Origin of the sequence: Fibrobacter sp. UWT3, assembly GCF_900230125.1 — a bacterium.
Taxonomy (GTDB): Bacteria; Fibrobacterota; Fibrobacteria; order Fibrobacterales; family Fibrobacteraceae; genus Fibrobacter.
Map to the genome: position 1 here is coordinate 198859 of NZ_OCSS01000001.1, position 23137 is coordinate 221995.

The 23137-nt window shown below is 50.0% G+C and carries 23 protein-coding genes and 1 tRNA gene; 12 read left to right on the forward strand and 12 right to left on the reverse strand.

Annotation, left to right across the window (positions count from 1 at the left end; genetic code table 11):
* Positions 1-2: 2 nt before the first annotated feature.
* Positions 3-1445 (reverse strand): toxin-antitoxin system YwqK family antitoxin, encoded by a 1443-nt coding sequence (locus CRO08_RS00815; protein WP_141398175.1) that lies wholly within the window; start codon positions 1443-1445, stop codon positions 3-5.
* A 458-nt stretch (positions 1446-1903) separates the two neighbouring features.
* Here CRO08_RS00815 and CRO08_RS00820 point away from each other — a divergent pair, with 458 nt between their 5' ends.
* The 7 genes from CRO08_RS00820 to CRO08_RS00850 all read left to right on the forward strand — a co-directional run bounded on the left by CRO08_RS00820 (position 1904) and on the right by CRO08_RS00850 (position 7524).
* Complete coding sequence (locus CRO08_RS00820; RefSeq protein WP_097034681.1) at positions 1904-2692, forward strand: hypothetical protein; 789 nt, start codon at positions 1904-1906, stop codon at positions 2690-2692.
* Between the two features lie 6 nt (positions 2693-2698).
* Positions 2699-3238, forward strand: a complete 540-nt coding sequence (locus CRO08_RS00825) for a hypothetical protein (protein WP_097034682.1) — start codon at positions 2699-2701, stop codon at positions 3236-3238.
* Between the two features lie 151 nt (positions 3239-3389).
* The gene (locus CRO08_RS00830; protein ID WP_097034683.1) at positions 3390-3974 is read left to right on the forward strand and encodes a hypothetical protein; all 585 of its coding nucleotides are present in this window, start codon (positions 3390-3392) and stop codon (positions 3972-3974) included.
* Positions 3975-4079: 105 nt separating this feature from the next.
* Positions 4080-4163, forward strand: a tRNA-Leu gene (locus tag CRO08_RS00835).
* Positions 4164-4581: 418 nt separating this feature from the next.
* Entirely contained in the window at positions 4582-5229 is a 648-nt protein-coding gene (locus CRO08_RS00840; RefSeq protein WP_097034684.1) for a GNAT family N-acetyltransferase, read from the forward strand.
* A gap of 181 nt (positions 5230-5410) precedes the next feature.
* Entirely contained in the window at positions 5411-6259 is an 849-nt protein-coding gene (locus CRO08_RS00845) for a TIGR02147 family protein (RefSeq protein ID WP_097034685.1), read from the forward strand.
* Positions 6259-7524 (forward strand): carbohydrate binding domain-containing protein, encoded by a 1266-nt coding sequence (locus CRO08_RS00850; RefSeq protein WP_097034686.1) that lies wholly within the window; start codon positions 6259-6261, stop codon positions 7522-7524. The genes CRO08_RS00845 and CRO08_RS00850 overlap by 1 nt, the downstream gene beginning before the upstream one ends.
* Positions 7525-7654: 130 nt before the next feature.
* On the opposite strand, the gene CRO08_RS00855 is transcribed toward CRO08_RS00850, so the two are convergent.
* Complete coding sequence (locus CRO08_RS00855; RefSeq protein WP_097034687.1) at positions 7655-9046, reverse strand: sugar porter family MFS transporter; 1392 nt, start codon at positions 9044-9046, stop codon at positions 7655-7657.
* Between the two features lie 276 nt (positions 9047-9322).
* Here CRO08_RS00855 and ileS point away from each other — a divergent pair, with 276 nt between their 5' ends.
* Positions 9323-12520, forward strand: coding sequence for an isoleucine--tRNA ligase (gene ileS / locus CRO08_RS00860; protein ID WP_097034688.1), 3198 nt, complete (start codon positions 9323-9325; stop codon positions 12518-12520).
* Between the two features lie 113 nt (positions 12521-12633).
* Here ileS and CRO08_RS00865 read toward each other — a convergent pair whose 3' ends face one another.
* From CRO08_RS00865 to CRO08_RS00910, 10 genes are all read right to left on the reverse strand, one after another.
* Positions 12634-13668, reverse strand: a complete 1035-nt coding sequence (locus tag CRO08_RS00865; RefSeq protein ID WP_141398176.1) for a hypothetical protein — start codon at positions 13666-13668, stop codon at positions 12634-12636.
* Positions 13669-13752: 84 nt separating this feature from the next.
* A complete protein-coding gene (locus tag CRO08_RS00870) occupies positions 13753-14001 on the reverse strand; it encodes a hypothetical protein (RefSeq protein WP_097034690.1) in 249 nt (82 codons plus the stop codon).
* A 56-nt stretch (positions 14002-14057) separates the two neighbouring features.
* Entirely contained in the window at positions 14058-14906 is an 849-nt protein-coding gene (locus CRO08_RS00875) for an IS3 family transposase (protein WP_176495013.1), read from the reverse strand.
* A gap of 17 nt (positions 14907-14923) precedes the next feature.
* A complete protein-coding gene (locus CRO08_RS00880) occupies positions 14924-15253 on the reverse strand; it encodes a transposase (RefSeq protein ID WP_097034692.1) in 330 nt (109 codons plus the stop codon).
* A gap of 55 nt (positions 15254-15308) precedes the next feature.
* On the reverse strand, positions 15309-15734 hold the full coding sequence (locus tag CRO08_RS00885) for a triacylglycerol lipase (RefSeq protein WP_097034693.1): 426 nt from the start codon (positions 15732-15734) through the stop codon (positions 15309-15311).
* A gap of 145 nt (positions 15735-15879) precedes the next feature.
* Positions 15880-16728, reverse strand: a complete 849-nt coding sequence (locus tag CRO08_RS00890; protein ID WP_176495014.1) for an IS3 family transposase — start codon at positions 16726-16728, stop codon at positions 15880-15882.
* Between the two features lie 17 nt (positions 16729-16745).
* Entirely contained in the window at positions 16746-17075 is a 330-nt protein-coding gene (locus CRO08_RS00895) for a transposase (protein ID WP_097034692.1), read from the reverse strand.
* Positions 17076-17114: 39 nt separating this feature from the next.
* Positions 17115-17588 (reverse strand): hypothetical protein, encoded by a 474-nt coding sequence (locus tag CRO08_RS00900; RefSeq protein ID WP_097034695.1) that lies wholly within the window; start codon positions 17586-17588, stop codon positions 17115-17117.
* Positions 17589-17614: 26 nt separating this feature from the next.
* Positions 17615-17899 carry a hypothetical protein gene (locus CRO08_RS00905; RefSeq protein ID WP_141398179.1) on the reverse strand — a complete coding sequence of 95 codons (285 nt, stop codon included), beginning with the start codon at positions 17897-17899 and terminating at the stop codon, positions 17615-17617.
* A gap of 339 nt (positions 17900-18238) precedes the next feature.
* Entirely contained in the window at positions 18239-19204 is a 966-nt protein-coding gene (locus CRO08_RS00910) for an IS110 family transposase (RefSeq protein WP_097034697.1), read from the reverse strand.
* Positions 19205-19461: 257 nt separating this feature from the next.
* Here CRO08_RS00910 and CRO08_RS00915 point away from each other — a divergent pair, with 257 nt between their 5' ends.
* From CRO08_RS00915 to CRO08_RS00930, 4 genes are all read left to right on the forward strand, one after another.
* Positions 19462-20073, forward strand: coding sequence for a DUF5915 domain-containing protein (locus CRO08_RS00915; protein ID WP_255252186.1), 612 nt, complete (start codon positions 19462-19464; stop codon positions 20071-20073).
* A gap of 11 nt (positions 20074-20084) precedes the next feature.
* Complete coding sequence (locus CRO08_RS00920; RefSeq protein WP_097034699.1) at positions 20085-20264, forward strand: hypothetical protein; 180 nt, start codon at positions 20085-20087, stop codon at positions 20262-20264.
* Positions 20265-20379: 115 nt separating this feature from the next.
* Positions 20380-21927, forward strand: a complete 1548-nt coding sequence (locus tag CRO08_RS00925) for an ATP-binding protein (RefSeq protein WP_097034700.1) — start codon at positions 20380-20382, stop codon at positions 21925-21927.
* Positions 21928-22388: 461 nt separating this feature from the next.
* Positions 22389-23129, forward strand: coding sequence for a hypothetical protein (locus tag CRO08_RS00930; protein WP_141398180.1), 741 nt, complete (start codon positions 22389-22391; stop codon positions 23127-23129).
* Positions 23130-23137: the final 8 nt, after the last annotated feature.

Consider the following 23137-nt stretch of genomic DNA (forward strand, 5'->3'; position numbering starts at 1 on the left):
GTTTATTGCTTAACGGGTAAATGCATAATCACGGGCCGGTTCTTGCCGGCCTCTGTTTTATGTATCGTGAGCTTGCCGGTGCTGTCGTAACCGAACTGCTCGCCGACGCGTTCCCCGTTTATGTAGTTGAGGCTGTCTTTCAAGATTCCGTTCGGGTACCAATTGCGCCATACGCCGTGACGTTTGGAACCGTCTAGGTTTCTCTGCCAAAAGCCCTCGCTCGCCATTCCGCCGCCCATGCTGTCCGGGTAGAAACTTCGTTCTTCGATCTGGGTAGAATCTTCTCCGGCACCCCAGAACTCTTCGTGTAACAGGTTGTGCCCTGCCTTGATATAGCGCAGTGTTGCTGGAAATTTTCCGATACTTAGTTTATATGCGTCTTTGTCGCTCAAACCGCTTGTTTTGAGAAGACCGCTTGGGATTGGAGAACGAAAAAAAGAGGTTTCCGCACAGAACATTGTCGATGATGTTTCGCATGTTCCGTAAGATATTCCGGTATTTTCACTGAAGCCCTTGTATGTTTCTATAATGAATTTGCTTTCACGAAGTAGTTTCCCGTTTTCGTCATACCAACTCCATATGGAATCGCGTTGCCCGGTTACTGTCCTATGTTCCTGCTTTAGGAGGGTTCCGTCGGCTCTGTAGTATTCTGTGGTGCCGATGAGGGCGCTATCTCCAGATGCTGGCCCATAAAATGTTGTTTCATCTAAACGGAATCCTAGTGTTCCCTTAATGCGGATACGTTCCGTTTTAGGATCTTCACTGAAATTCTCATAGTATAGTTCAAAGGGGCCATATAGTTTGTTTTTGTGGCAGGTGAATTTTTCGAGCAGGGCGCCATTCATGGAATACCTTTTCAGGTAACTTTTTTTGCTCATTTCGGGAGCGGATTTTATTTCGCGGTTGGGTTCCCATCTGGCATGACATGTTCCCTCTTGTTGTGGATTTCCATTCTCGTGCCACTTTTTCCACACTCCGGTTGCGTTGCCGTTTTCGTCGTAATGCTCCTCGGAAGCCTTGTTCCCGTTGAAGTGCCAACTTTCCCAGTCGCCCACGGGGTGGTCGTCCTTGTAGTGTCGCACGGCTTCCTTGCGGCGGGAGTTCAGCCGTTCTACGAAGTAGCTTGTCCATGTCCCTTCACGCTTGCCGTTCTTGTATTCGCCGTCGAGCGCCACGTCGCCGAGTACGGTCCAGCGCTTGATATTCCCGTGCGGCACGTTGTTCTTGTACTGGATTTCGAATTCCTTGATGCCGTTGTCGTACCACTCGTTGCGCTTGAGGATTTCGCCGTCGGGGTATACCCACACGGAGGTTTTCTTCGTGCCGTTTACGTGCTTTTCGAGGACTTGCTCTTCGGCATGCTCAATGGTGCAACCATAAAGCACGCCACAAGTGCCCAAAAGCGGCAAAAAGGTCAAAAATGTCGAAAAAATCTTCCCGCGCATGTCCACCAAAGTAGAAAAAAGGTAAAGAGAATGTTTATGTAAGCAATATACGTCTTGTATTAATAATTCATTTAATACATGAAATAAACGTGTTTAAATAGCATCTAAAGCGTCGGCCACCACCGGTCAAGGCGAGAGCCGCAGCCATACTGGTATGGCTATGGCCGAGCCGTAGGGTTGGCGCTTGCGCCAGGATGGGGAGGGTGCAGGGCGGACAGCACTTAGCGCTTTAGCGCTTAGTGCGCATGGTCCCCGGATGGTGGAGAGGGGCCCGTGCGGCCTTCGCAGTAGTGTGCAAACGAGCGTCGCAGCGGCAAGTTTACTTGCCGATATGACCGAGTGCAGCCACGGACGCCGTAGGCGTCCACTCTGAGCTGGGGCCCCTCCCGCATGGTTTTTTATACCAGTTTTTGGTGTTACCTTTTTTCATTTGAGATAAAAAAAGGTAATTTCTTAGTGTGGAAGATACAAAAAACAGGACGATTGCCGATACCTTCAACGCGAAGCTCAAGACTCCGTGGGTTTGGCTGATTATCCTCATAACGCTCGGGCTTACCGCGCTGTTCTACTTTTCGCAGAAACCGGGCGTCATCGTCTACTCGCGCTATATCAAGTCGCTTTCCGATTACCAGCTGATGGATATGGAACTCATGCGCTCCATGAATGCAGTCCGTTGCGGGTACGCGGGCGATTCCATGAAGGTGCTTTCGCAGTCCATGTCGCTGCGTGAACTGGCAGTCTCGTTTGCACGCGAGATGGATGAATTCTCGTCGCGGGGAGTCGTTGCCCCTCCGCCTTATTCCGTTCACGAGTTTGAACGCCGCGTGCTTTCGAAGGTGGCCGGCGTCCGCCGTTATCTGTCTGTCCGTCAAGCGTGGTTCGGAACATACGACAAGGTGTATGCCGACGTGGCTTTCTTGCCGGATAACGTTTCGTACCCGCTGCTCGTTACGCTTGACTCTGCGCGTTTCGGGTTCCCGGTCACGTTCCCGCAGGGGCTCGACGTTCCCGATTCGCTCGCGCTGCGCGTGAAGGCCCTCCTGGACGAGAACGTGGAACATGCGCTTGCGTGGAACCGCCTTGACAATCACGAGACCGTCCTCGCGGGTGAAGACCTCATACAGTACTTCCAGCAAGAAAGCATGAACGAGATAACCCTGAAGGCGAAGATCCCGCTGGTGTTCTATTTCCTCACGCTCATCCTGTTGCTCTCGACTTTCTTTTTTATATTCAGGTCAAAAAACTAGTTTGTTATGGCATTTTTCCACACGCGCAAATACGTCTACTTTAATGCGGCACTGCTGTTCCTGCTGGTGATAGTGTGGTGCGTGTCGAGTACGCATCTTGTGGTGCGCAGTTTCCGGGAAGAGCCTCACCTCTTTTACGGCACGTTGAGCCACGCCTCTATCCCGAGCCTCTTTGGCGGTACGGATATCCCGTTCCTGGACAAGACGTATTTCCAGATAAACGGCGACAAGGATGTCACGTTCGTGCTTTACGCTACGGGCGAAATGAACGAGATCTTGTCGGAATGGTATGACTTTGCCGATGTTGATGCGGCGAGCATTCCGCTCGAAATATGGGCTTCGCGTGTCAAGGACAACCTTTTCGTGGTGCAGTCCATCTCGACATCGGAAGGCGGACTGGAATGGGAGGAACTCGCCGACTACATGGTGGGGAACCTGCTTATCGTTGCGGGCATAGTCCTGTTCTGCTTTATCGGGATGGTCGTGTTCGTTATCTTGGGTATCAAGACGAAAATACCGCGGGCGCGGTACAAGGGCCATGCGTAGTCTTGCAGTCCTCTTTTTGATTTTGTTTTTTTGCGCATGTTCCTGGGCTGCCAGGGATTCGCTGTTCGTGACCGCGGCAAATGGGGGCGCACCTTTCAGAAGTGCTGTAGGCGTGTGGTGGCCTGAATTACCGAAAAAGGTGCGGTCTGGGGTGCCGAAGGATTTGGCTTCGGCCCAGGTCGTCGTGTGGTTCCATGGCGGCATGACGAGCGGCAACTGCCAGAAGGGCTTTGTGGCGGGGGATGATTTCTCGAAACTGTTTCCCCATGTAATTGTGGTGAGTGCGTCAGCATGCAGGGAAAACCACTGGGTGACTGCGACCATGGAATCTGTAATCGAGGCCGCGCTGGATTCTGTTGCGGCGAGGCGCAAGGCTCCCGTGAACGAGGTCTCGCTGGTGGGCGTTTCGGACGGGGCGCTGGGTGTCATCAACTATTCTGTAAAGGGCAGGCGTCGGGTCAGGGACCGCTTGCTGGTCAGTTCGTTCGGCAAGTTGCTGGGCGATGCTCCGGCGGTCGTCGGCGCAAGCCCCAGGATGCGCGACGGACGGTGGCGTTTTCTGCAGGGCGGCAACGACAGGCTTTTCCCGGCGGGGGAGGCGAAACCCTGGATAGAAGATTTCTGCAGGGAAGTCCGGGTGGACTGCATGCTCCGGTTTGACCCTGCCGGCGAACACGACTGGAGTTACTGGCGCGAAAAGCACCTGGACGAAATCCGCGAAGCCATCCGGCAATAAACGGCCCCGCACCAGAAAAAAACTTGAAATAAGAAAGGGGGACCCCCTTTTTTATCAAGAACCCCTTGACAAAAATCCGTTTTTTTTCAAAATTTGGTGCACCACGCGGATGTGGTGGAACTGGTAGACACGCTAGATTCAGGTTCTAGTGCCTGCAAGGGCATGAAGGTTCAAGTCCTTTCATCCGCACTGAAAACCCGCTGACTATGGTCGGCGGGTTTTTGTTTTGTTGCATTGCCTTTGCGAAGCCGAAGGTCGGAAACTGCGCCGTCAGCAGACTAAAAGACAGTTTTACTTCGATTTGGTCTGCTGATTCAGCTCAAAACACCATTCCTGTTGCCCGGAAAATGCGCCGTCAGCAGACTAAAAGGCTGTTTTACTTCGGTTTGGTCTGCTGATTCAGCTCAAAACACCATTCCTGTTGCCCGGAAAATGCGCCGTCAGCAGACTAAAAGACAGTTTTACTTCGGTTTGGTCTGCTACTTTGGTCAAAAAGCCGGCGTCCTACATCAAAAAATCGCATTCCCAGCAGACCAAACGGCGTCGTCTTCGTGATTTGGTCTGCTCAAGCATCTAGCCTGCATTCCGTTTGCTAATTTTGCTCCGTATGGAAAACTTCCTGGACGAAATTCCCGACGAAGAACTGCGCGGCGAGCGCGTTACGCTCCGCCTGCTGCACGAAGGCGATGCGCCCGCGCTGTTTTCCCTCATAGACGCGAACCGCGATTTTCTTGCCCGCCACCTGCCGTGGCCCGCGGAATGTACCTGCGTCGAGGATGTCGAGTCCCGCATCGATTCGTGGGAAATCCAGGCCCAGATGGCGAACGGCGCCTGCTGGGGCATCTTTGCGAAGGGCTCGGGCAATTCGCAATCCGTGGGCAGTTTAAGGCCCGCGGACGGTTCAGTTCCCGCAAGCAGCCAGCAACACGCAAGCAGCCTGCAACTCGCCGGCGTCATCACCCTCGGCTGGATCCAGGCGGCCCACCTATCCGCGAGCGTGAGCTACTGGCTCGGCGAAGGCTTTACCGGCAGGGGTCTCGCGACCGACGCTCTGAGGCTCCTCTCGCATTTTGCGTTTACAGAACTCGGCCTCAACCGGCTCGAAATTTCGGCATCTGTAACCAACAGGGCAAGCCAGGCCGTCGCCACCCGCGCAGGCTATGCGCAGGAGGGCATTTCCCGCGAATTTGAGCGAATTAACGGGAATTTCGAGGACCATGTGCGTTTTTCCCGCCTTGCCCGCGACCCGCAATAAACGGCCCAAAACCCGCAATAAACGGCCTAAAACCCGCAATAAACAGTCTTAAACCCGCAACTCTAATAACTAACAACTAATAACTAATAACTAACAACTAATGACTCCCCTGGTTTCTTGGGTAAACACGAAAACGTAAATTTTTTTGTTCCTGAAACTTACATTCTGCTATCTTATAGGCATGGACAATGGTGAGAAAATAATTTTAACTGAACCGGATGTGCTGCAGTACACCAATTTTCGTGTGTATCTCCGTGATTACTACGAATACAAGAAAAAGACGCAGCCCTCTTTCAGTTTGCGTTTCTTCGCTGAGAAGGCAGGGCTGTCGAGCCACGCCCATTTGAAGCTTACCATCGACGGCAAGCGGAACATCACGAAAGGGACCGTACTGAAGCTCATCCAGGGTTTAGGTCTCGAAAAGCAGCGTGCCGCTTATTTCGAAAGCCTGGTGTTCTTTAACCAGGCCCAGAACGACACCGAAAAACAGATATACTATGCGCAGCTCCTCAAGGCGAGCCCGCGCTCCAAGCTGCACAAGATGGACCAGGCGCAGTTCCGCATCTTCCGCGAATGGCACCACTCCGTCATCCTCGAGATGGTGGCCCTCAAGGGCTTCCGCCCGATTCCCGATTGGGTGAGTCGCAAGCTCCGCGGTATGGTCACGCCCTCGCAGGTGCAGGAATCTTTTGACCTCCTTATGGAACTCGGCCTCCTGGTGAAGACCGCCAACGGTTACCGCCAGCGCGACCCGATGCTCACGACCGAAGACGAAGTGCAGGACATGATGGTGAAACTCTATCACCAGCAGATGTTGCGCATCTCGGCCAACATGATGAATGAACTCCCGAGTGCAGAACGCGATATATCTGCACTAACGTTCAGTATCAAGCGCTCAGATTTCCCCAATTTGAAAAAACATATCCAACTCATGCGCAAAGAACTACTAGATTTCTCCGCAAAGCCTGGCGAAGCGGACGATGTGGTTCAGGTGAACATACAACTGTTTCCGCTTACTCGAGGAGTATAATGCGTTTTGTTTGGTCCATAGTTGTTTGCGTGATGGGTTTGCTTGCCGTCGTCGGATGTTCTTCCGGCGGTAACTCCGATCCTATTGCCGGTATCGAAATCGGTAACCCGGCGCTCGCGCTCACTGCGGATTTTTCTGTGGATTATTCCGAAGTTGAAAAAAATGCCCTCTTGAAGTCCGCCGCGAAGGATGAACCGGTGTTGCTGGATTCATTCTCGATGTCTCTGTTCGAGGTGCGTTCTTATTCCAGTTATTACGTTGCAGTTTCCATCGATCCGACCGAAGGCTTGCCGATCTGGCCCGAGGAAGACTCTCCGGAAACTTCCTTGCCCGTTTCGTTCACGGAAGGCTCCTCGGTGGAGGAACCGTTCAAGAACATCAACCTCGAAGATCAGGGCTACCTGAAAGAAATAGGCGTGTCGTTCAAGCCTGAAGGGGCGGAGTCCACTATTCGCGGTCGGGTACTGATTGACGGCAAGTATGTCCCGTTCGTGTACGACCTGAACGGATTCCAGAGGGTAAGGCTGCGCTACCACTTCTCGCAGATTGAACGCGTGTCCGATTCCGTTGCGAACTTGTCTGTGATTTTCCGCGTGCGTTACTTTGTACAGGGCTTGGACCTGACCAAGGCCGAAATTGACGAAGACGGGACAATCTACTTCAACAATGCCAACAATACGGCGTTGTGGAATGCCCTCAACAACAACTTTGTATCGGCCTTCCGCCCGCTGCGCTACGACTTCGTAGATGCCCAGGGCAACGAGGGCGAGGATTTCGTCAAGGACATCTGGGACGGCGTTGTCGGCGCCATGAGCGACAATACCATAGAGAACGGCAATTTCGCCGACGGCATGGCTCACTGGATTTTCTTCACGCAGATGAACGGCGTGGCGACAGCCAACGTGGTAGAGGAAAAGGGCGGCGATCGCTACCTGAAGGTGGTCGTGACCAGTGGCGGTAACAAGTCCTATAGCGTACAGCTTATCCAGGAAGACATTGCGCTTGTCGCGAAAAAGAAGTACAAGTGCGTGTTTACCATCTGGTCCGATGTGGAAGGGCAGATTACCGCCCGCATTGGCACCTACGATGACTACGAGACAGTGGGCTTCATGGAACACCCGATTGTGAAAACGACCGGCCAGTCGTTCGAGAAGGAATTTACCCCGAGCGAAAGCACTCCGTTTGCAAGGTTCGAACTGAACCTCGGCAAGATGGAACGCACGTTCTACATCAAGGACGTGAAAATCTACCGTATCGAGGAATAACCGAAAGTTTGGTGTATGAGAAAGCCGGCAGATTTTTCTGCCGGCCTTTCTGTTGTTTTTGATTGACTCGCGCAATATTTCTTTGCGTTATATTTCTTTGCGCAAAGATTCTTCGCGCTGCGTTTCCTCGCTACATATCTTCGAGTTCCTTGCCCTTCGTCTCCTTGATGAACTTTGCCACGAAGAATATGCTGAAGATGGCGAAGAATGAATAGATGGCATATGTCGGGCCCACGCCGATGCCGTCCTTGCCGGTAAGCACCGGGAACGTCCAGGTAACCACGAAGTTAGCGAACCACTGTGCAAGCCCGCAGATGGCGATGGCGATGGTGCGAATGCGGTTGTTGAACATTTCACCGAGCATTACCCACATGACCGGGCCCCAAGTTGCCGCGAAGAAGGTAATGTAGAGGTTCGCCGCAATCAGGGCAATTACGGCAGCCATTCCCGGAAGGCTTCCGTCGGCACCCGCGCTCATGAAGCATATCGTGAGCGTGCTGAGCGTTACGGCCATGCCTATGCTACCGATTAGCAGGAGCGGCTTGCGCCCGATTTTGTCGATAAGCAATATGGCGACTACGGTCATTACCAGGTTTACGGCGCTCGAAATCACGCTTGTGAGGAATGCGTCGCTCTCGCCGAAGCCCACGCTCTGCCAGAGCATCGTGCCGTAGTAGAAAATCACGTTGATGCCCACCAGCTGCTGCAATATTGCAAGCCCGAGGCCCGCCCACAGAATCGGGGAAATGCGCTCCCTGCCGTTGATGATTTCGAGCAGGTCGGTGAACTTGGGCTGCTTCTTGTTCTTGAAGGAAGCCTGGATGATTTCCACTTCCTTTTCGACGCCCTCGGGGTTAATCTTCGCGAGCACGTCCCTGGCTTGGTCGGTGAACCCCTTGTGGATAAGGTAACGCGGCGATTCGGGGAGTTTCCAGGCGGCGTACCCGTAGAGTACAGCCGGGATGATTTCGACCCAGAACATTACCTGCCATGCCTTGACGCTGCCGATTATCGTGTTGTTTGCTGCCCCTGCAATTTGCACGATGAGGTAGTTCGAAAGGAGCGCCACGAAGATGCCTATCACGATGGCGAACTGCTGCATGGAACCCAGTCGCCCGCGCAGGTGGGCGGGTGCAGTCTCGGCGATGTATATTGGGGCGATGATGCTTGCCATGCCGATACCAAAACCGCCAATGACGCGCCACAGGATAAAGTCAGATATGCCGAAGGGAATGCCGGAACCGATGGCGCTAATCAAGAACAGGTCCGAGGCGAAAAGCATGCAGCGCACGCGCCCGAAGGCGTCGGCGATGCGGCCTGCAAAGAATGCACCGATGGCGGCGCTGATCAGTGCGAGCGAAACGGCCCAGGCGAGCTCGTAATCCGTCGCGTTGAAGTGCGCCTTCAGGGCTCCGTTTGCCCCGTTGATGACGGAGGAGTCGAAACCGAACAGGAATCCGCCAATGGCGGCGGAGAGCGTAATCAGGACGATATGTCCCATATGCGGATTGTCTTTTGACATTGAGTCTCCTTTTTTGAATTGCTTTAAAGGTAAACTATTTGAATATGGGCAAAAAAGCCACTATAAAAAGAATAAATAGCGCAAAACGATATTCCAAGTTGGAATAGGGAAGGGGCTTCGCTGCTAAATTGCTAAATTTGAACCCGAAAATTTAACGTTAGGTTGCGTTGGCGATGGATTGTGCAATCCCTTCGGCAAGCTCAGGGATCTTACAAGGTCGGTGAGCCTGTCGAACCGCTCGTCTATCGTCTAGCAATACCCTTCCGAGGTTCAAAAATGTTTCGTGAAGTAAAGAAAGAAGAGACCTTTCCACAAATAGAAGAGCGCGTGCTCGGCTTGTGGGACAAGGATGAATCGTTCAAGAAGTCGCTGGACTCCCGTCCGGAAACTGAACCCTATACCTTCTACGATGGCCCTCCGTTTGCAACGGGCCTTCCGCACTACGGTCACTTGCTTGCCGGTACCATCAAGGATATCGTTCCGCGTTACTGGACCATGAAGGGCAAGAAGGTTCCGCGCGGTTTCGGTTGGGACTGCCACGGTCTTCCGATTGAATCTTTGGTGCAGAACGAACTCGGTCTCGCTGGCGTTGCCGAAATCCAGAAGCTTGGCGTCGACAAGTTCAACGAAACTTGCCGCGGCAAGGTGCTCAAGTACACCAGCGAATGGAAGAAGACCGTTCGCCGCATGGGCCGCTGGGTCGACTTCGACAAGGGCTACAAGACCATGGACAAGAACTTCATGGAATCTGTGTGGTGGGTGTTCAAGCAGTGCTTTGACAAGGGCCTCATCTACCAGGGCTACCGCATCCAGCCGTACAGCCCGGCTCTCGCGACCCCGCTTTCGAACTTCGAAACGAACCAGGGCTATAAGGACCGTCAGGACCCGTCCCTCACGCTGATTTTCCCGATTAACTCGAACGAGCCCAAGTTCAAGGACACGAGCATCCTCGTGTGGACGACGACCCCGTGGACGCTGTACTCCAACTTCTGCATCGTTGTGGGCCCGGACATGGACTACAACCTGGTGGAACAGGATGGCAAGAAGTACTGGATTGCCGCAAGCCGTACCGCCGCCTACTTCAAGAACCCGAACATCGTCGATACCTGCAAGGGTTCCGAACTCGTGGGCAAGGACTACGAGCCGCTTTCCCGCATTTCCGACGCGTTCGTGACGCCGGACCAGCTGTCCCGCCACTACAAGATTTACCCCGCCGACTACGTGAGTACCGAAGACGGTACCGGCGCCGTGCATACCGCTCCTTCCTTCGGTGAAGAAGACTTCCAGAAGGGCGCCGAACTCGACCTCGGCCTTTTCGACCCGCTGGATACCGAAGGCAAGTTCACCGACAAGGTCCCGATGTGGAAGGGCCTCGGTGCGAAGGAAGCCGACAAGGAAATTATCCGCTACTTCAAGGAACAGGGCCGCGTGTTCAAGCAGGACGTGATTGTCCATAGCTACCCGCACTGCTGGCGTACCGGCGTTCCTCTGATTTACCGCGCCCTCAAGACTTGGTTCTTGAAGATTGATGCGCCTGTCACGAGCAAGGACGGCGTGACCAAGACTTTGAAGGAATGGATGGTCGAAAACAACCAGACCGTGAACTGGGTTCCGGACCACATCAAGAACGGACGCTTCGGCAAGTGGCTCGAAGGCGCCCGCGACTGGAACCTTTCCCGTAACCGCTTCTGGGGTACGCCGATTCCGGTGTGGCTCAGCGACGACGGCGACATGATTGCCGTGGGCTCCATCGAAGAACTGCAGCAGCTCACTGGCGTCAAGCTCGACGACTTGCACAAGCACTTTGTCGATAAGCTCACGATTGAAAAGGACGGCAAGGTTTACCGCCGCACGCCTGAAGTGTTCGACTGCTGGTTTGAATCCGGTTCCATGCCGTATGCCAGCCGCCATTACCCGTTCGAAAACAAGGAACTCGTGGAACGCAGCTTCCCGGCTGACTTCATTGCCGAAGGCCTCGACCAGACCCGTGGTTGGTTCTACACGCTGACGGTGCTTTCGAACGCCCTGTTCCAGAAGCCCGCTTTCAAGAACGTGATCGTGAACGGTATTATCTTGGCCGAAGATGGTTCCAAGATGAGTAAGTCCAAGCGCAACTACCCGGACCCGAACGACCTTATCGAACGCACGGGTGCCGACGCCATTCGTTTGTTCATGATTAACTCCGCAGCCCTCAAGGCTGAAGACCTCCGCTTCAGCGAAGAAGGCGTGAAGGGCATCGTGAAGCAGGTGATGCTGCCGCTCTGGAACGCTGTTGCATTCTTTGTCTCGAACCACAACGCCGACGCCGCTAAGGGCCAGCTCACGTGGAAGCCGGGTCAGGAAGTCAAGAGCGACAACGAACTTGACCGCTGGATGCTTGCAACCTTGCAGGATTTGGCCGCCAAGGTCGAAGTGGAAATGAAGGCTTACCGCCTGTACAACGTTGTGCCTGCTGTGATTGCCGCGGTCGATGACCTCACGAACTGGTACGTGCGCCGCAGCCGTCGTCGTTTCTGGAAGTCCGAAAACGATGGCGACAAGAACGCCGCCTACGCCACCATGTACAAGGTGCTCGTGGACTTCTCCAAGATTCTCGCCCCGTTCCTCCCGCTCCTTGCCGAAGAAATCTACCAGATTCTCGTTCGCGAAGTGGACGCCAATGCTCCGGTGAGCGTGCACCTCTGCGAATTCCCGAGCGCCGACAAGTCCCTCATGGACGAAAAGCTCGTGGAACGCATCGCCATGGTGCGTGGCATGGTTGAAATGGGCCGCGTGATTCGTGCAACGAACAACGTAAAGAACCGTATGCCGATTGCTAGCATGACGGTCGTTGCTCACGGTAACGAAGAAAAGAATGTTGCTGAAACGATGAAGGACTTGATCCTCGAAGAACTCAATGTCGAAGAAATGAAGTTCATAGAAGACGAATCAAGTTTAGTTGAATGTTCTGCTAAACCCAACTTCTTGAACATCAAGTCTGATTTCGCATCGCTTTTCGGACAACATCCGATGCGTGAATTCCAGCAGGAAATTTCTGGCTTTAGTTCAAGTGATATTATCAATCTTCAGAACGGCGGCTCTGTTACAAGTGCTTTCTGCTCTGATGTGAAATACACTTCTAAGCATGTGCTTATTCAACGAAAAGTTCCTGAAGGTATGGCAGTCGAAGCGAACCAACATTTCACGATTGCTCTTGATTTGACGGTGTCTGACAGACTTCGTCGTAAGTGCATTGCTCGTGAATTGGTTAATCGTATTCAAAATCGCCGTAAGGACCAAGATTTCGCCATTACAGATCGCATCAGCATTGAACTTTATTCTGAAAGTGAAGTGCTGAAACAGGCTGTAACCGAAAACGAATCCTACATCAAGGGTGAAACTCAGGCAAACGCTATCGTGTGGAAGGATTCTGCAACTGGTTTACAGGATACTGATGCTGACGGCGAAAAGGTTGCAGTCGAAGCTGTTAGATAAACGAATAATTTAGCTATCAAAAAGACTCCCTCGTTAATTCGTGGGGAGTTTTTTTTGATGCTCAAAATGTAATTTCTATTCAACCAATGTTTACGTAATTACCAACGACTTCATCACGAAATCAAAGCCGCCATTTTTTCAAAGAATTTCAGTGCGAAACTTTCATTACTGATGTGGAATGCAGTTTTGCATTCGGCGGCCGACACCGAAATTTCCTCATATTTAACAATTGGAATTCTAGAATTGTCATTGTAACGCATGTCTCTAGAACCATCTAAATTTGCATACTTCCAAGTGTAATCTACCACATTAGCATCTTTGGGTAAATATTCATTCTCTACAAATCTTACTGAGAACAAATCAACAATCAAATCGTTCCACAAGCATACCCGAATATGGTTCGGCTCATAATTGGGATTGTCAGACGCTGCAATTATTAAACCGGGAAAGACCTGAATATATCCGTCTCCTGAAGATTTGAACACAATAGGCGAAAGAGATGAATTGACGAAAGTCGTGTCTGCCAAAAGATTTCCAAGTCGAGTTCTGTCAACTCGTGCTTCCGCACTGGTTCGTTCTCTGACGCGATCTTCAATTTCTTCCCTATTTCCTACTAAGTAAACAGCATCCGATTTACTTACATCTGTCCATGTTTTTTGAGCATCTTTAAATTTTTGAAGATAGTCCTCTTGAGCAAAATTCAAATCAAGGAAGATTTCTTTTTCCGTTAAAGAATTCTTAAGTTCCTTAATTTTCGAAGAAAATATAAAACCCAATATAATCAACAGCGTCATCAAACTGAAAAAAATCACAGGAACTGCATAAAAGCTTTTGGCTAAACAGCTGATACCCGCTGCCACAATAAAAACACCGACACTCATACACCCGCAAGAAAGAAAGTTCTTTTTCTTTTTTTCCAAATTGCTGATTTCTGAAAGAATTTCCATTCTTTGGTTGTATGTATCTGTCACCTTCCTTCGAAAAGTTTCAAATAGATCGCTCGGATAAATATATGGGAATCCCTTTAAGGACATATTATACATTTTATATTCGGAGCCATTTTCCGATATTCTTTTATCGAGTTCTCTTTCTTGCATATAGTTTTGCATGTCATCATGCATCTTTTTTAAATCGTCAAGCATTCCCATCGCGTCCATCTCCTTGGATTGTTTTTTTTGAAAAGTTTGTTTAATGGATGATTGTAAGAATTTCAGTTTTCTTGCTGATTATAATTAAAGCATTCCTTTTCCGGTTGCTTTTAGTTTGCCTGAAATTTCGAGAACCATTGCAATGATTACGCTGAGTATGCCGCAACATATAAGCGCATTGGCGACGCACTCATAGAAATAGCCAAAAATAGCTCCGACAATTCCTATGGGGATGAATATCACGACTGCGGCCAAAATGCAGCGTACGCCACGACCCACCCACTTTGGATTTGTAGTTTTTTTAATAGTGGGTTCATGAACAACCATATTCATTACCGGTTAAGTTAAAATATATCCTTTTTTCTTGTTAAGTGGTATACCCTTGTGGTCTAGGCAGCCTGTTTTGACAGCCTATATTCCACCGGTGTCATGTAACCGAGCGAACTATGGAGCCGTTTCCGGTTGTAGAACAGCTCGATGTACCTGAAAACGGCCTCCCGCACGTCTTCGATGTCCTTGAAGTCTCGCCTGTAGGCCATCTCCTTCTTGAAGCTTGCGAAGAAGCTTTCCATGCAGGCGTTGTCGTAGGGGCAGCCCGGGGCGCTCATCGAGGGCGTTATCCCATTCTCCGAGAGCATCGTGCGGTAGCCCATGCTGCTGTACTGCACGCCACGGTCGGAATGGAAGATTAGTCCGTCGTGATGGCCGCGTTGCATGATGGCATTGGACAACGCGCGCTTGACAAGTTCCGTGTCGATGTTCTTGCTCACGGCATAACCCACCGCCTCCTTGTTGCATAGGTCAAGTACCACGGCAAGGTACACCCAGCCAAGCGTAGTCTTGACGTAGGTGATGTCGCCGGCCCAGACGGCGTTCAGACTGTCGGGATCGAACTTCCGCTGCACCAGGTTCTCGCTGTACATGGAGTCACATTTGCCCTTGCGGTAGGGTTTCCATTTCTTGAGCGTGACCGGATAGAGACCGTTCTCGCGCATGATGCGGCGCAGTTTCCACACCTTTACCTCGTCACCCTTGTCATGGAGTGCCGCCTGCATCTTCGGGCAACCGTACACGCGGTGGTTTTCTTCGAAGGTGTCGCGGACCTTCTGGACAAGCCGTTCTTCGCGGGCCTTCTTCTCGGCACGTTTTTCCTGCTGGCGCGACCACTGGTAGTAGGAACACTGCGGTATTCCTAGGGCTCTGCACATCTTCCTGACTGAGTATTTCTTGCGGTTCACGTGTATCGCCTCGCATTTCAGTCGTGTGGTCGCATAAAGATGTGCAGGGATTTTTTTAGGATCTCTACCGTCTCCTTCTCGTCCGCAAGCTCCTTTTCACGCTTCTTCAGGAGTTTTTCCAGTTCCCTGTTCTTGGCGGCGAGTTCCTCGACGGACACCTTGCGGATTCGCCGTTCCTCGCGGTAGCTCGGCAGGTTGTGTTCCTTGCGGTACTCGTTTACCCACCGACCGACTGTATTGGGCCCGATTCCGAGTTCCTTGGCTATTTGGTTTGCTGACTTTTCGCCTTTCAGGACCAGCTTGATGACCTGTTCCCTTGTCTCGGAGCTATAGTTGATTTTTGCCATTGTTTTACCTTTTGGGGGTTGCGCAATGAATATAGTAGCTTATGCTACCCTCTTATTAAACTCCTGCATGGTCCAATTCTTCTCTTATACTCTTTTCAATCAACATGTTCAACGCACCCGTGCCCTCGTGTGGAGAATCAAGCGTCACAATCTTGTCCACATCTCCATTGTAGAAGTTGCCCTGTACATACTCGCGGGAAACGACACCGCCCATGCTGTGAGCAATTAGAATATAACGGGATGCAAGTTGACGGAATAAATCTGGATGATTGTGCATAGAATCAAGAGCTTCTTGACCATGTAAGTTCTTCGAAGTATCATTTGGATCTACTACAAACCAAGCCTTCACTTCTTGGGCTTCTTCAACGAGTGCCCGACGTTTACCAAATGTTTTATCCTTATTCCAAGTTCTATCCCCCAATTCATAGGCGTTGTTATGGGAAGTATTCGCCGGATTTGAGAAAGACCGCCAATTATACACATATGATTTTTTTACATAATCTTTTTTTTCGGTCCATCCAGTGGATTTGTAGTTTTTTTAATAGTGGGTTCATGAACAACCATATTCATTACCGGTTAAGTTAAAATATATCCTTTTTTCTTGTTAAGTGGTATACCCTTGTGGTCTAGGCAGCCTGTTTTGACAGCCTATATTCAACCGGAGTCATGTATCCCAGCGAACTATGGAGCCGTTTCCGGTTGTAGAACAGCTCGATATACCTGAAAGCGGCCTCCCGCACGTCTTCGATGTCCTTGAAGTCACGCCTGTAGGCCATCTCCTTCTTGAAGCTTGCGAAGAAGCTTTCCATGCAGGCGTTGTCGTAGGGGCAGCCCGGTGCGCTCATCGAGGGCGTTATCCCGTTCTCCGAGAGCATCGTGCGGTAACCCATGCTACTGTACTGCACGCCGCGGTCGGAATGGAAGATGAGCCCGTCGTGATGGCCGCGTTGCATGATGGCATTGGACAACGCGCGCTTGACAAGTTCCGTGTCGATGTTCTTGCTTACGGCGTAGCCCACCGCCTCCTTGTTACACAGGTCCAACACCACGGCAAGGTACACCCAGCCAAGCGTAGTCTTGACGTAGGTGATGTCGCCGGCCCAGACGGCGTTCAGGCTGTCGGGATCGAACTTACGCTGCACCAGGTTCTCGCTGTACATGGCGTCGCATTTGCCCTTGCGGTAGGGTTTCCACTTCCTGAGTGTGACTGGATAGAGCCCGTTCTCGCGCATGATGCGGCGCAGTTTCCACACCTTTACCTCGACACCCTTGTCTTGGAGTGCCGCCAGCATCTTCGGGCAACCGTACACGCGGTGGTTTTCTTCGAAGGTGTCGCGGACCTTCTGGACAAGCCGTTCTTCGCGGGCCTTCTTCTCGGCACGTTTTTCCTGCTGGCGCGACCACTGGTAGTAGGAACACTGCGGTATTCCTAGGGCTCTGCACATCTTCCTGACTGAGTATTTCTTGCGGTTCACGTGTATCGCCTCGCATTTCAGTCGTGTGGTCGCATAAAGATGTGCAGGGATTTTTTTAGGATCTCTACCGTCTCCTTCTCGTCCGCAAGCTCCTTTTCACGCTTCTTCAGGAGTTTTTCCAGTTCCCTGTTCTTGGCGGCGAGTTCCTCGACGGACACCTTGCGGATTCGCCGTTCCTCGCGGTAGCTCGGCAGGTTGTGTTCCTTGCGGTACTCGTTTACCCACCGACCGACTGTATTGGGCCCGATTCCGAGTTCCTTGGCTATTTGGTTTGCTGACTTTTCGCCTTTCAGGACCAGCTTGATGACCTGTTCCCTTGTCTCGGAGCTATAGTTGATTTTTGCCATTGTTTTACCTTTTGGGGGTTGCGCAATGAATATAGTAGCTTATGCTACCCTCTTATTAAACTCCTGCATGGTCCACTTGTTCAGAACTCCAAAAAGGACTCCGGGAACAAGCAAGCCACCAAGAGCCACTGGCCAACTCATATCGTTGACATAGGCTATTATGGCTAGAGCAATGCCAATAATTATTCCTGCAAGGATTGATAGAGCAAAAAGAGAAGCACCCTCGTCTTTAACGGCCAATTCTGCTTTTTCCTCGTCGCTCAATGCATCAAAAGCGGCCTGTCGCCGACGTTCTTCTTCTTCAACTCCTTTAAAGTAGTCTTCAAGACCTTTAAAGGAGTTTTTTATATCTTGTACACCTTCGTTAAATTGTCTTTTCGCTTTCTCGCTTTTTTTTCTACGACAGGCCGGACACGTAGGGCGTAGTGCGTAAAAGCCAGAATTTCCAATATCCAAAAAAGCTGGTTTTATCCATCGACCACAATAATAGCACTGATACATTTTCCCAGACATTGTAAGTTCTCTATTTTTAATGGAAATTACCTTAATTTCAAAGAATCTATCAAGTCGTTTATGGCTTCTTCATTTGCTTTTGCGAAATTCCTCAATGGTTTAAGAGGAATGGTATTCGATATGTTTTTTGCATCCAACAGATGCTTAACATTCGAAAGCTTTGCCTTTAAGGAGGCTTTGGGTAATCGTGGTAAGCTTTTGTGAGCGAAATCCAAAAATTCTTCTACAGTAAGGGATGGGACCACATATTGCTTGAAGCATAAAAAAGAAAAAATGTATTCTTCCGCCTTGCTCCAGCTTATTTTGGCCATAACAAACTCCTTTTTTTGGGAAATGTAAAAAAAAACACACATTGTCAAGTAAATTTTTAGACACGTATTCTCGGGACGTTTTTTTAATTTTTGGTAGGCTGAGCGCGTCCGCGTTAGGGATAGTGACCCTTGGGGCGGCGCTGAGGCGCCGTTTTATGAGGTTGGGCGGGAACGGAGTGAACCGGGCAACCCATAAAATATAGCCCGACCCACCAAGGTGGGGAACGCCCCAAAAAAGAAGAACTCAACGTTCGCGAAATGAAGTTCCTCGAAGACGACAAATGCGTAAGGCGAGAGTCGCGACCGTGCTTGCACGGTCATGACATACTGTATTAAATGTCAAGAGGCTTTTGTACAAAAATTTGGTACATAGGCCTCTTTTTTCGTAAGGACTGCATAAAGTTGTCGAAGCAGCTTGTTCGCCACTGCAATCAAGGCTACTTTGCTAGGCTTGCCCGATTCCTTCAATCGTGTATAGAATGACCTGCAATCAGGATTGTATTTTATCGCGACGACTGCACACATATAGAATTGCCCTCGCAGCCTTGTGCAGCCCATTCTCGAAATACTTCCGTTTTTATGGATGCTTGTCCCTGATTGTGCATTCCGTGGAGTCAGGCCTATCCAGGAAATCAGGCTTCTGGAACTGCCAAACCTTTCGATGTTCCCAACGTGTGTGAAAAACTTCAGCGATGTTTCCAGACCGATCCCGGGAATGGAGCATGCCAAGGCGATTTCTTCTTTCTTGCCGGTCTCGACCATTTCAAGTTGCCTGTTCCTGGCTTTTTCCATGAGGGCTTCCAGACTGGATATTGTTTTCTTGATGATGGAAACGGCCTGGTCGTCTCGTAAATTGACCTGGGTTAGCGAATGCAGTATGTTCTTGCTTTGACGGATCTGTTTCTGCAAGTTGTCTATAACGGCATCAAGATGCTTGAGCCTTATTTCGTCGTCTGTCGGGCATGTCCAGCAATCGGTATTCTTTTCCGCTGCGAATTTCGCTATCGAATAGGCGTCGGCCCTGTCGTTCTTGCAACGCCTGAGGTCGCTTTGCATATGCATTTTCACGGCAAATGGGTTCAAGACAGCAACCGGATTTCCGCGGCTGGATAGGTATCTGGCACAGTTCAGGTGATATTCTCCTGTAGCTTCCATCGCAAAACGGGACTCAGCCGGCACTTCGTTCAGAAGACGTTTGAAACCGTTGGAACTATTTTCCAGCTTCAGATGATTCTTCTTGCCGTCCATAATCCAGGCTGCGTCGAAAGTGTCCTTGGAGATGTCAATGCCGACCCATGTTTCCATTTTAAGATTCCTTTGCTATATTGTTAACGGGTAATCACCCCACGCCCCATTGTCCAAAGGTATTCGGCATCTGCGTTTTGCCAGCATACTTGTTCGGGGTCCTGGGTTGAGGGAGATGGGTCCCAATGTCATGCACTGCGTCTAGCGCTACCGAGCCGGCGGGTTGCCCATCTCCTACCCATTTCTAAAAATAGACTAATGAAGGAGTGATTTTCGTCCTTTTTAAATATAGGACCGAGCCTAGCATTTGGCACGAAGTGCAAACGAAGCTCGTGCAGCTCTCCGCCAAGCCGAACTTCCTCGCTATCAAGGCGAAGGGCCCGGATTACGCGAAGAACATGAAGGTGATTTCTGCCAAGCTCAACAGCCTCACGGTTGATGAAATCAAGGCTCTGCAGAATGGCGACAACCACGCAAGGCGAGAGTCGCGAGAAGACTTGTCTTCTCAGGACCGAGCCGAAGAGGTTGGGCGCGAAGCGCAAACCATCAAGTTCGACTTCGGTGAAGTCGGTGCCGACTGCTTGATGCTCAACCGCATCGTGGCCGACGGCATGGCCGTGGAAGCCAACCAGCACTTCACCGTGGCTCTGGACTTGAAGATCACGGACGAACTCCGCCGCGCCTGCGTGGCCCGCGAACTCGTGAACCGCATCCAGAACCGCCGTAAGGACCAGAACTTTGCAATCTCTGACCGTATCAGCATTGAACTTTATTCTGAAAGCGAAGTGCTGAAACAGGCTGTAAAGGAAAACGAATCTTACATCAAGGGCGAGACCCAAGCTAACGCTATCGTGTGGAAGGATTCTACTGCTGGTTTGCAGGAATCTGATGCAGATGGCGAAAAGGTCTTCGTTGAAGCTGTAAGATAAGTACATCGCAGGTGACAACCTCGCAAGGCGAGAGCAGCGGCCACGCTTGCGTGGACATTGCCGAGCCGAAGAGGTTGGGCACGAAGTGCCAAACGCAGGCTGTTAAGATTGCCTGGGCTGCAGCAGCCGATGGCTTGGAAGCGAATGACGCCGACGGCGAGGCATTTAGCTTCACGACTGTTAAGGCATAATCAAAGAGAATGGTTTAAATCAAAAATGGCGTTCCCCGTGGGAGCGCCGTTTCCTTTTTTCTGAAAATTATCTATCTTCAAAACGAAAGAACAGAGATAATCTGAAGAGAGAAAAATGGGTGATATAAAAGTATTCATCAGCAGTGTTCAGCGAGAGTTTGCTTGCGAACGACGACTCTTGTGCGATTATATCCGGACGGATTCCCTGCTCGGTCGATTCTTTGTGCCGTTTATTTTTGAGGATATGCCTGCATCCGAGGTTTCTGCACAAAAGGCGTATCTTGCTCAAGCTGCCGAAAGCCATATTTATTTGGGTATTTTTGGCACGCAATACGGCTACGAGGACTCTGAGGGCGTTTCACCCACGGAACGTGAATACGATACAGCAAAGGCTCATTTTGTACATCGGTTGGTGTACACGTTACGAACCGAATCCAAGCGAGAGCCAAAGGAACAAGTTTTTGTAAAGAAGGTCGAGCAGGAACTTGTCCGTCGCAGCTTTACCACCTACGAAGAACTACGCACAGCCGTTTACAACTCTCTCATTGATTATCTGGAACAAAAAGAATTCATTCGTAAGGCTCCCTTTGATGCTGCGGCTCATCCGGTTGCAACTTACGATGATATTGACCCTGAGCGGGTGCGGACATTCATCAACAGGGCAAAGGAAAAACGCAATTTCCCGCTGACATTTGCCGATGGTATGGAAAAGATTTTTTCGGGCATACATGTATTGACGGATGACGGTCGCTTGACAAATTCAGCTCTACTCCTTTTTGCCAAGGATCCGCAACGGTTCTTCCGCACATCGGAGGTTCGCTGCGCTCAGTTCTATGGCACAAAAGTGGAAAAACCCATCCGCAATTATCAAGTGTTCGCAGGTTCGCTCTTTGAGATGATAGATAAGGCCGTTGGTTTCGTAATGTCGCGCATAGACGCTCGCGTGGGTACTCGCGACCATTCGGCGGATGCTCCTGTGGATTACGAATTGCCGGAAAGTGCCGTGGCAGAAGCTATTGCCAATGCCGTTGCGCATCGTGACTATACCAGCAATGCCAGCGTGCAGGTGATGCTTTTTCGTGATCGTGTCGAGATTTGGAACCCTGGACGGCTTCCCGATGGTTTTACTGTACAGAAACTGCGTGAAATGCATTCGTCTGAGCCCACAAATCCCGTCATTGCGCACCCGTTGTTCCTTGCCGGCTATATTGAGCATTTGGGAACAGGAACGACCGATTTGATAGCGGCCTGTGAACAATATGGTCTCCAGACACCGGAATTTTACCAGGCAGAAGACTTCCGCACGGTCATATATCGTAAGACAAAGGTGTCAGACCCCGATGAAAAAGTAACCAACTCCAGCGAAAAGGTAACCAACCTTGACAAAAAAGTAACCAACTTAGGCGGGAAAGTAACCAAGCATGGTGGAAAAGGTGATAAAATGCGTCTTACTGCCAAGCAGCAAAAGGTACTGGAATTTTGCAATGAAATGCCTCGAACGGCACAAGAAATTTTGGACATGTTAGGCGTGAAAAATCAAACAAAGACCCGTCAGCAATATACTACCAAATTGGTTATGATGGGTATGCTTCGCCCGACTACCACGGCTTCCCATGATCCAAACCGCAAATACATCACGTCGCATGGCGAACGGGATGATTAAGCCCCCATTACAACTTGGAACAGCCCTTTTCCTTTACAAATTGGCCCGAAATCGCCGTTTTCGTCACAAAACTGGGTTCTTTTGTAAATTTTCCGTGCATCTCGCCCATATTTAAGTTATTTTTAAATTGGACATGTTAGAGAGTTTAGCTCTTGTTCTCTGTGTGAAATCTAGACAATTTCCCTGAACGAGAATAAGGCGAACGCTCACGCAGGTATGCCGTTTTGCGGTGTATCTCGGTTTGCTGTACCAGCTCATCAGAGCTGGACTTTGGTCGTATAGATCAAAAAGCAACAGCCCTTTTGGGGCGTGGGTCGTTTGTGTTTATCGTTCAGAGGTAGTCTAGAGCCCCACACAGATAGATGCAACGATCTGCGCCTTTTTTGTATTCTCACGAAAATTGGCGAAGTTCATTGCTGAGCAGGGGCGAAACTCCATAGGTGTATACGATGGAGGCTGTTATGGCTAAGGAAAAAGAATTTCGGGAACTCATGGCGTTAGCCAAAGAAGTCTTAGAAAATGATACTCCATATTTTAGGAATCGAAATGTCATTGATTCGCTTTTTAAATTAAAATCAGATTTATCATATCGGGAGATTGTTTATATTCGTCTCGCTGTAGTTGATTCTTTTTATTCTACAAACATGAAAAAACATGTAGGTGGAATGGACGAACTGGCACAAGCTATTGCAGATAGGTCTAAGGACGATGATGAACTGAAAGAGAAAATAAGCCAATATAAGGAGTCGCTAAAGCAATCTGATATCAAGGATTTGTTTGAAACATCTTTCGGAACCCCCTCAGCAAAAGCCCCTTCTTTGATTAGCAAGTATTTTTACTTTCTTACGGAGCATAATTTTCCAATAGAAGATTCCCTTCTAAAGGAAAATGTAAATAAAATTCTAGAATTTTTCGGATATGAATTCCCTGTGCATTCGAAAAATGAACACAAGGCAACCCTAATAAATGATCTTTTAAAATTTGAACCAATAAGAAATAATTATAGTTCTTTTGACAATCTTGTTTGGTTATACGGAAAACTGTCTAAAAATTCCTTTTCTCTAATCATGGACAATATAAAAGAAAAAGACTCAAAGTTGGCAAAACAAATCGCCTCCAAAGGTCTCAAAGAATTCTGGGCTTTTGTTGATCGAATTACAGAGGAATATAACAACAATCATCCTAATCAAAAGTGTAAGTAGCAAGGAGA

Coding starts and splice junctions, on each gene's coding strand:
- CRO08_RS00815 (WP_141398175.1), bottom strand. CDS start 1,445: ATGCGCGGGAAGATTTTTTCGACATTTTTGACCTTTTTGCCGCTTTTG.
- CRO08_RS00825 (WP_097034682.1), top strand. CDS start 2,699: ATGGCATTTTTCCACACGCGCAAATACGTCTACTTTAATGCGGCACTG.
- CRO08_RS00840 (WP_097034684.1), top strand. CDS start 4,582: ATGGAAAACTTCCTGGACGAAATTCCCGACGAAGAACTGCGCGGCGAG.
- CRO08_RS00845 (WP_097034685.1), top strand. CDS start 5,411: ATGGACAATGGTGAGAAAATAATTTTAACTGAACCGGATGTGCTGCAG.
- CRO08_RS00850 (WP_097034686.1), top strand. CDS start 6,259: ATGCGTTTTGTTTGGTCCATAGTTGTTTGCGTGATGGGTTTGCTTGCC.
- CRO08_RS00855 (WP_097034687.1), bottom strand. CDS start 9,046: ATGTCAAAAGACAATCCGCATATGGGACATATCGTCCTGATTACGCTC.
- ileS (WP_097034688.1), top strand. CDS start 9,323: ATGTTTCGTGAAGTAAAGAAAGAAGAGACCTTTCCACAAATAGAAGAG.
- CRO08_RS00865 (WP_141398176.1), bottom strand. CDS start 13,668: ATGGGAATGCTTGACGATTTAAAAAAGATGCATGATGACATGCAAAAC.
- CRO08_RS00870 (WP_097034690.1), bottom strand. CDS start 14,001: ATGAATATGGTTGTTCATGAACCCACTATTAAAAAAACTACAAATCCA.
- CRO08_RS00880 (WP_097034692.1), bottom strand. CDS start 15,253: ATGGCAAAAATCAACTATAGCTCCGAGACAAGGGAACAGGTCATCAAG.
- CRO08_RS00895 (WP_097034692.1), bottom strand. CDS start 17,075: ATGGCAAAAATCAACTATAGCTCCGAGACAAGGGAACAGGTCATCAAG.
- CRO08_RS00900 (WP_097034695.1), bottom strand. CDS start 17,588: ATGTCTGGGAAAATGTATCAGTGCTATTATTGTGGTCGATGGATAAAA.
- CRO08_RS00905 (WP_141398179.1), bottom strand. CDS start 17,899: ATGGCCAAAATAAGCTGGAGCAAGGCGGAAGAATACATTTTTTCTTTT.
- CRO08_RS00910 (WP_097034697.1), bottom strand. CDS start 19,204: ATGGAAACATGGGTCGGCATTGACATCTCCAAGGACACTTTCGACGCA.
- CRO08_RS00925 (WP_097034700.1), top strand. CDS start 20,380: ATGGGTGATATAAAAGTATTCATCAGCAGTGTTCAGCGAGAGTTTGCT.
- CRO08_RS00930 (WP_141398180.1), top strand. CDS start 22,389: ATGGCTAAGGAAAAAGAATTTCGGGAACTCATGGCGTTAGCCAAAGAA.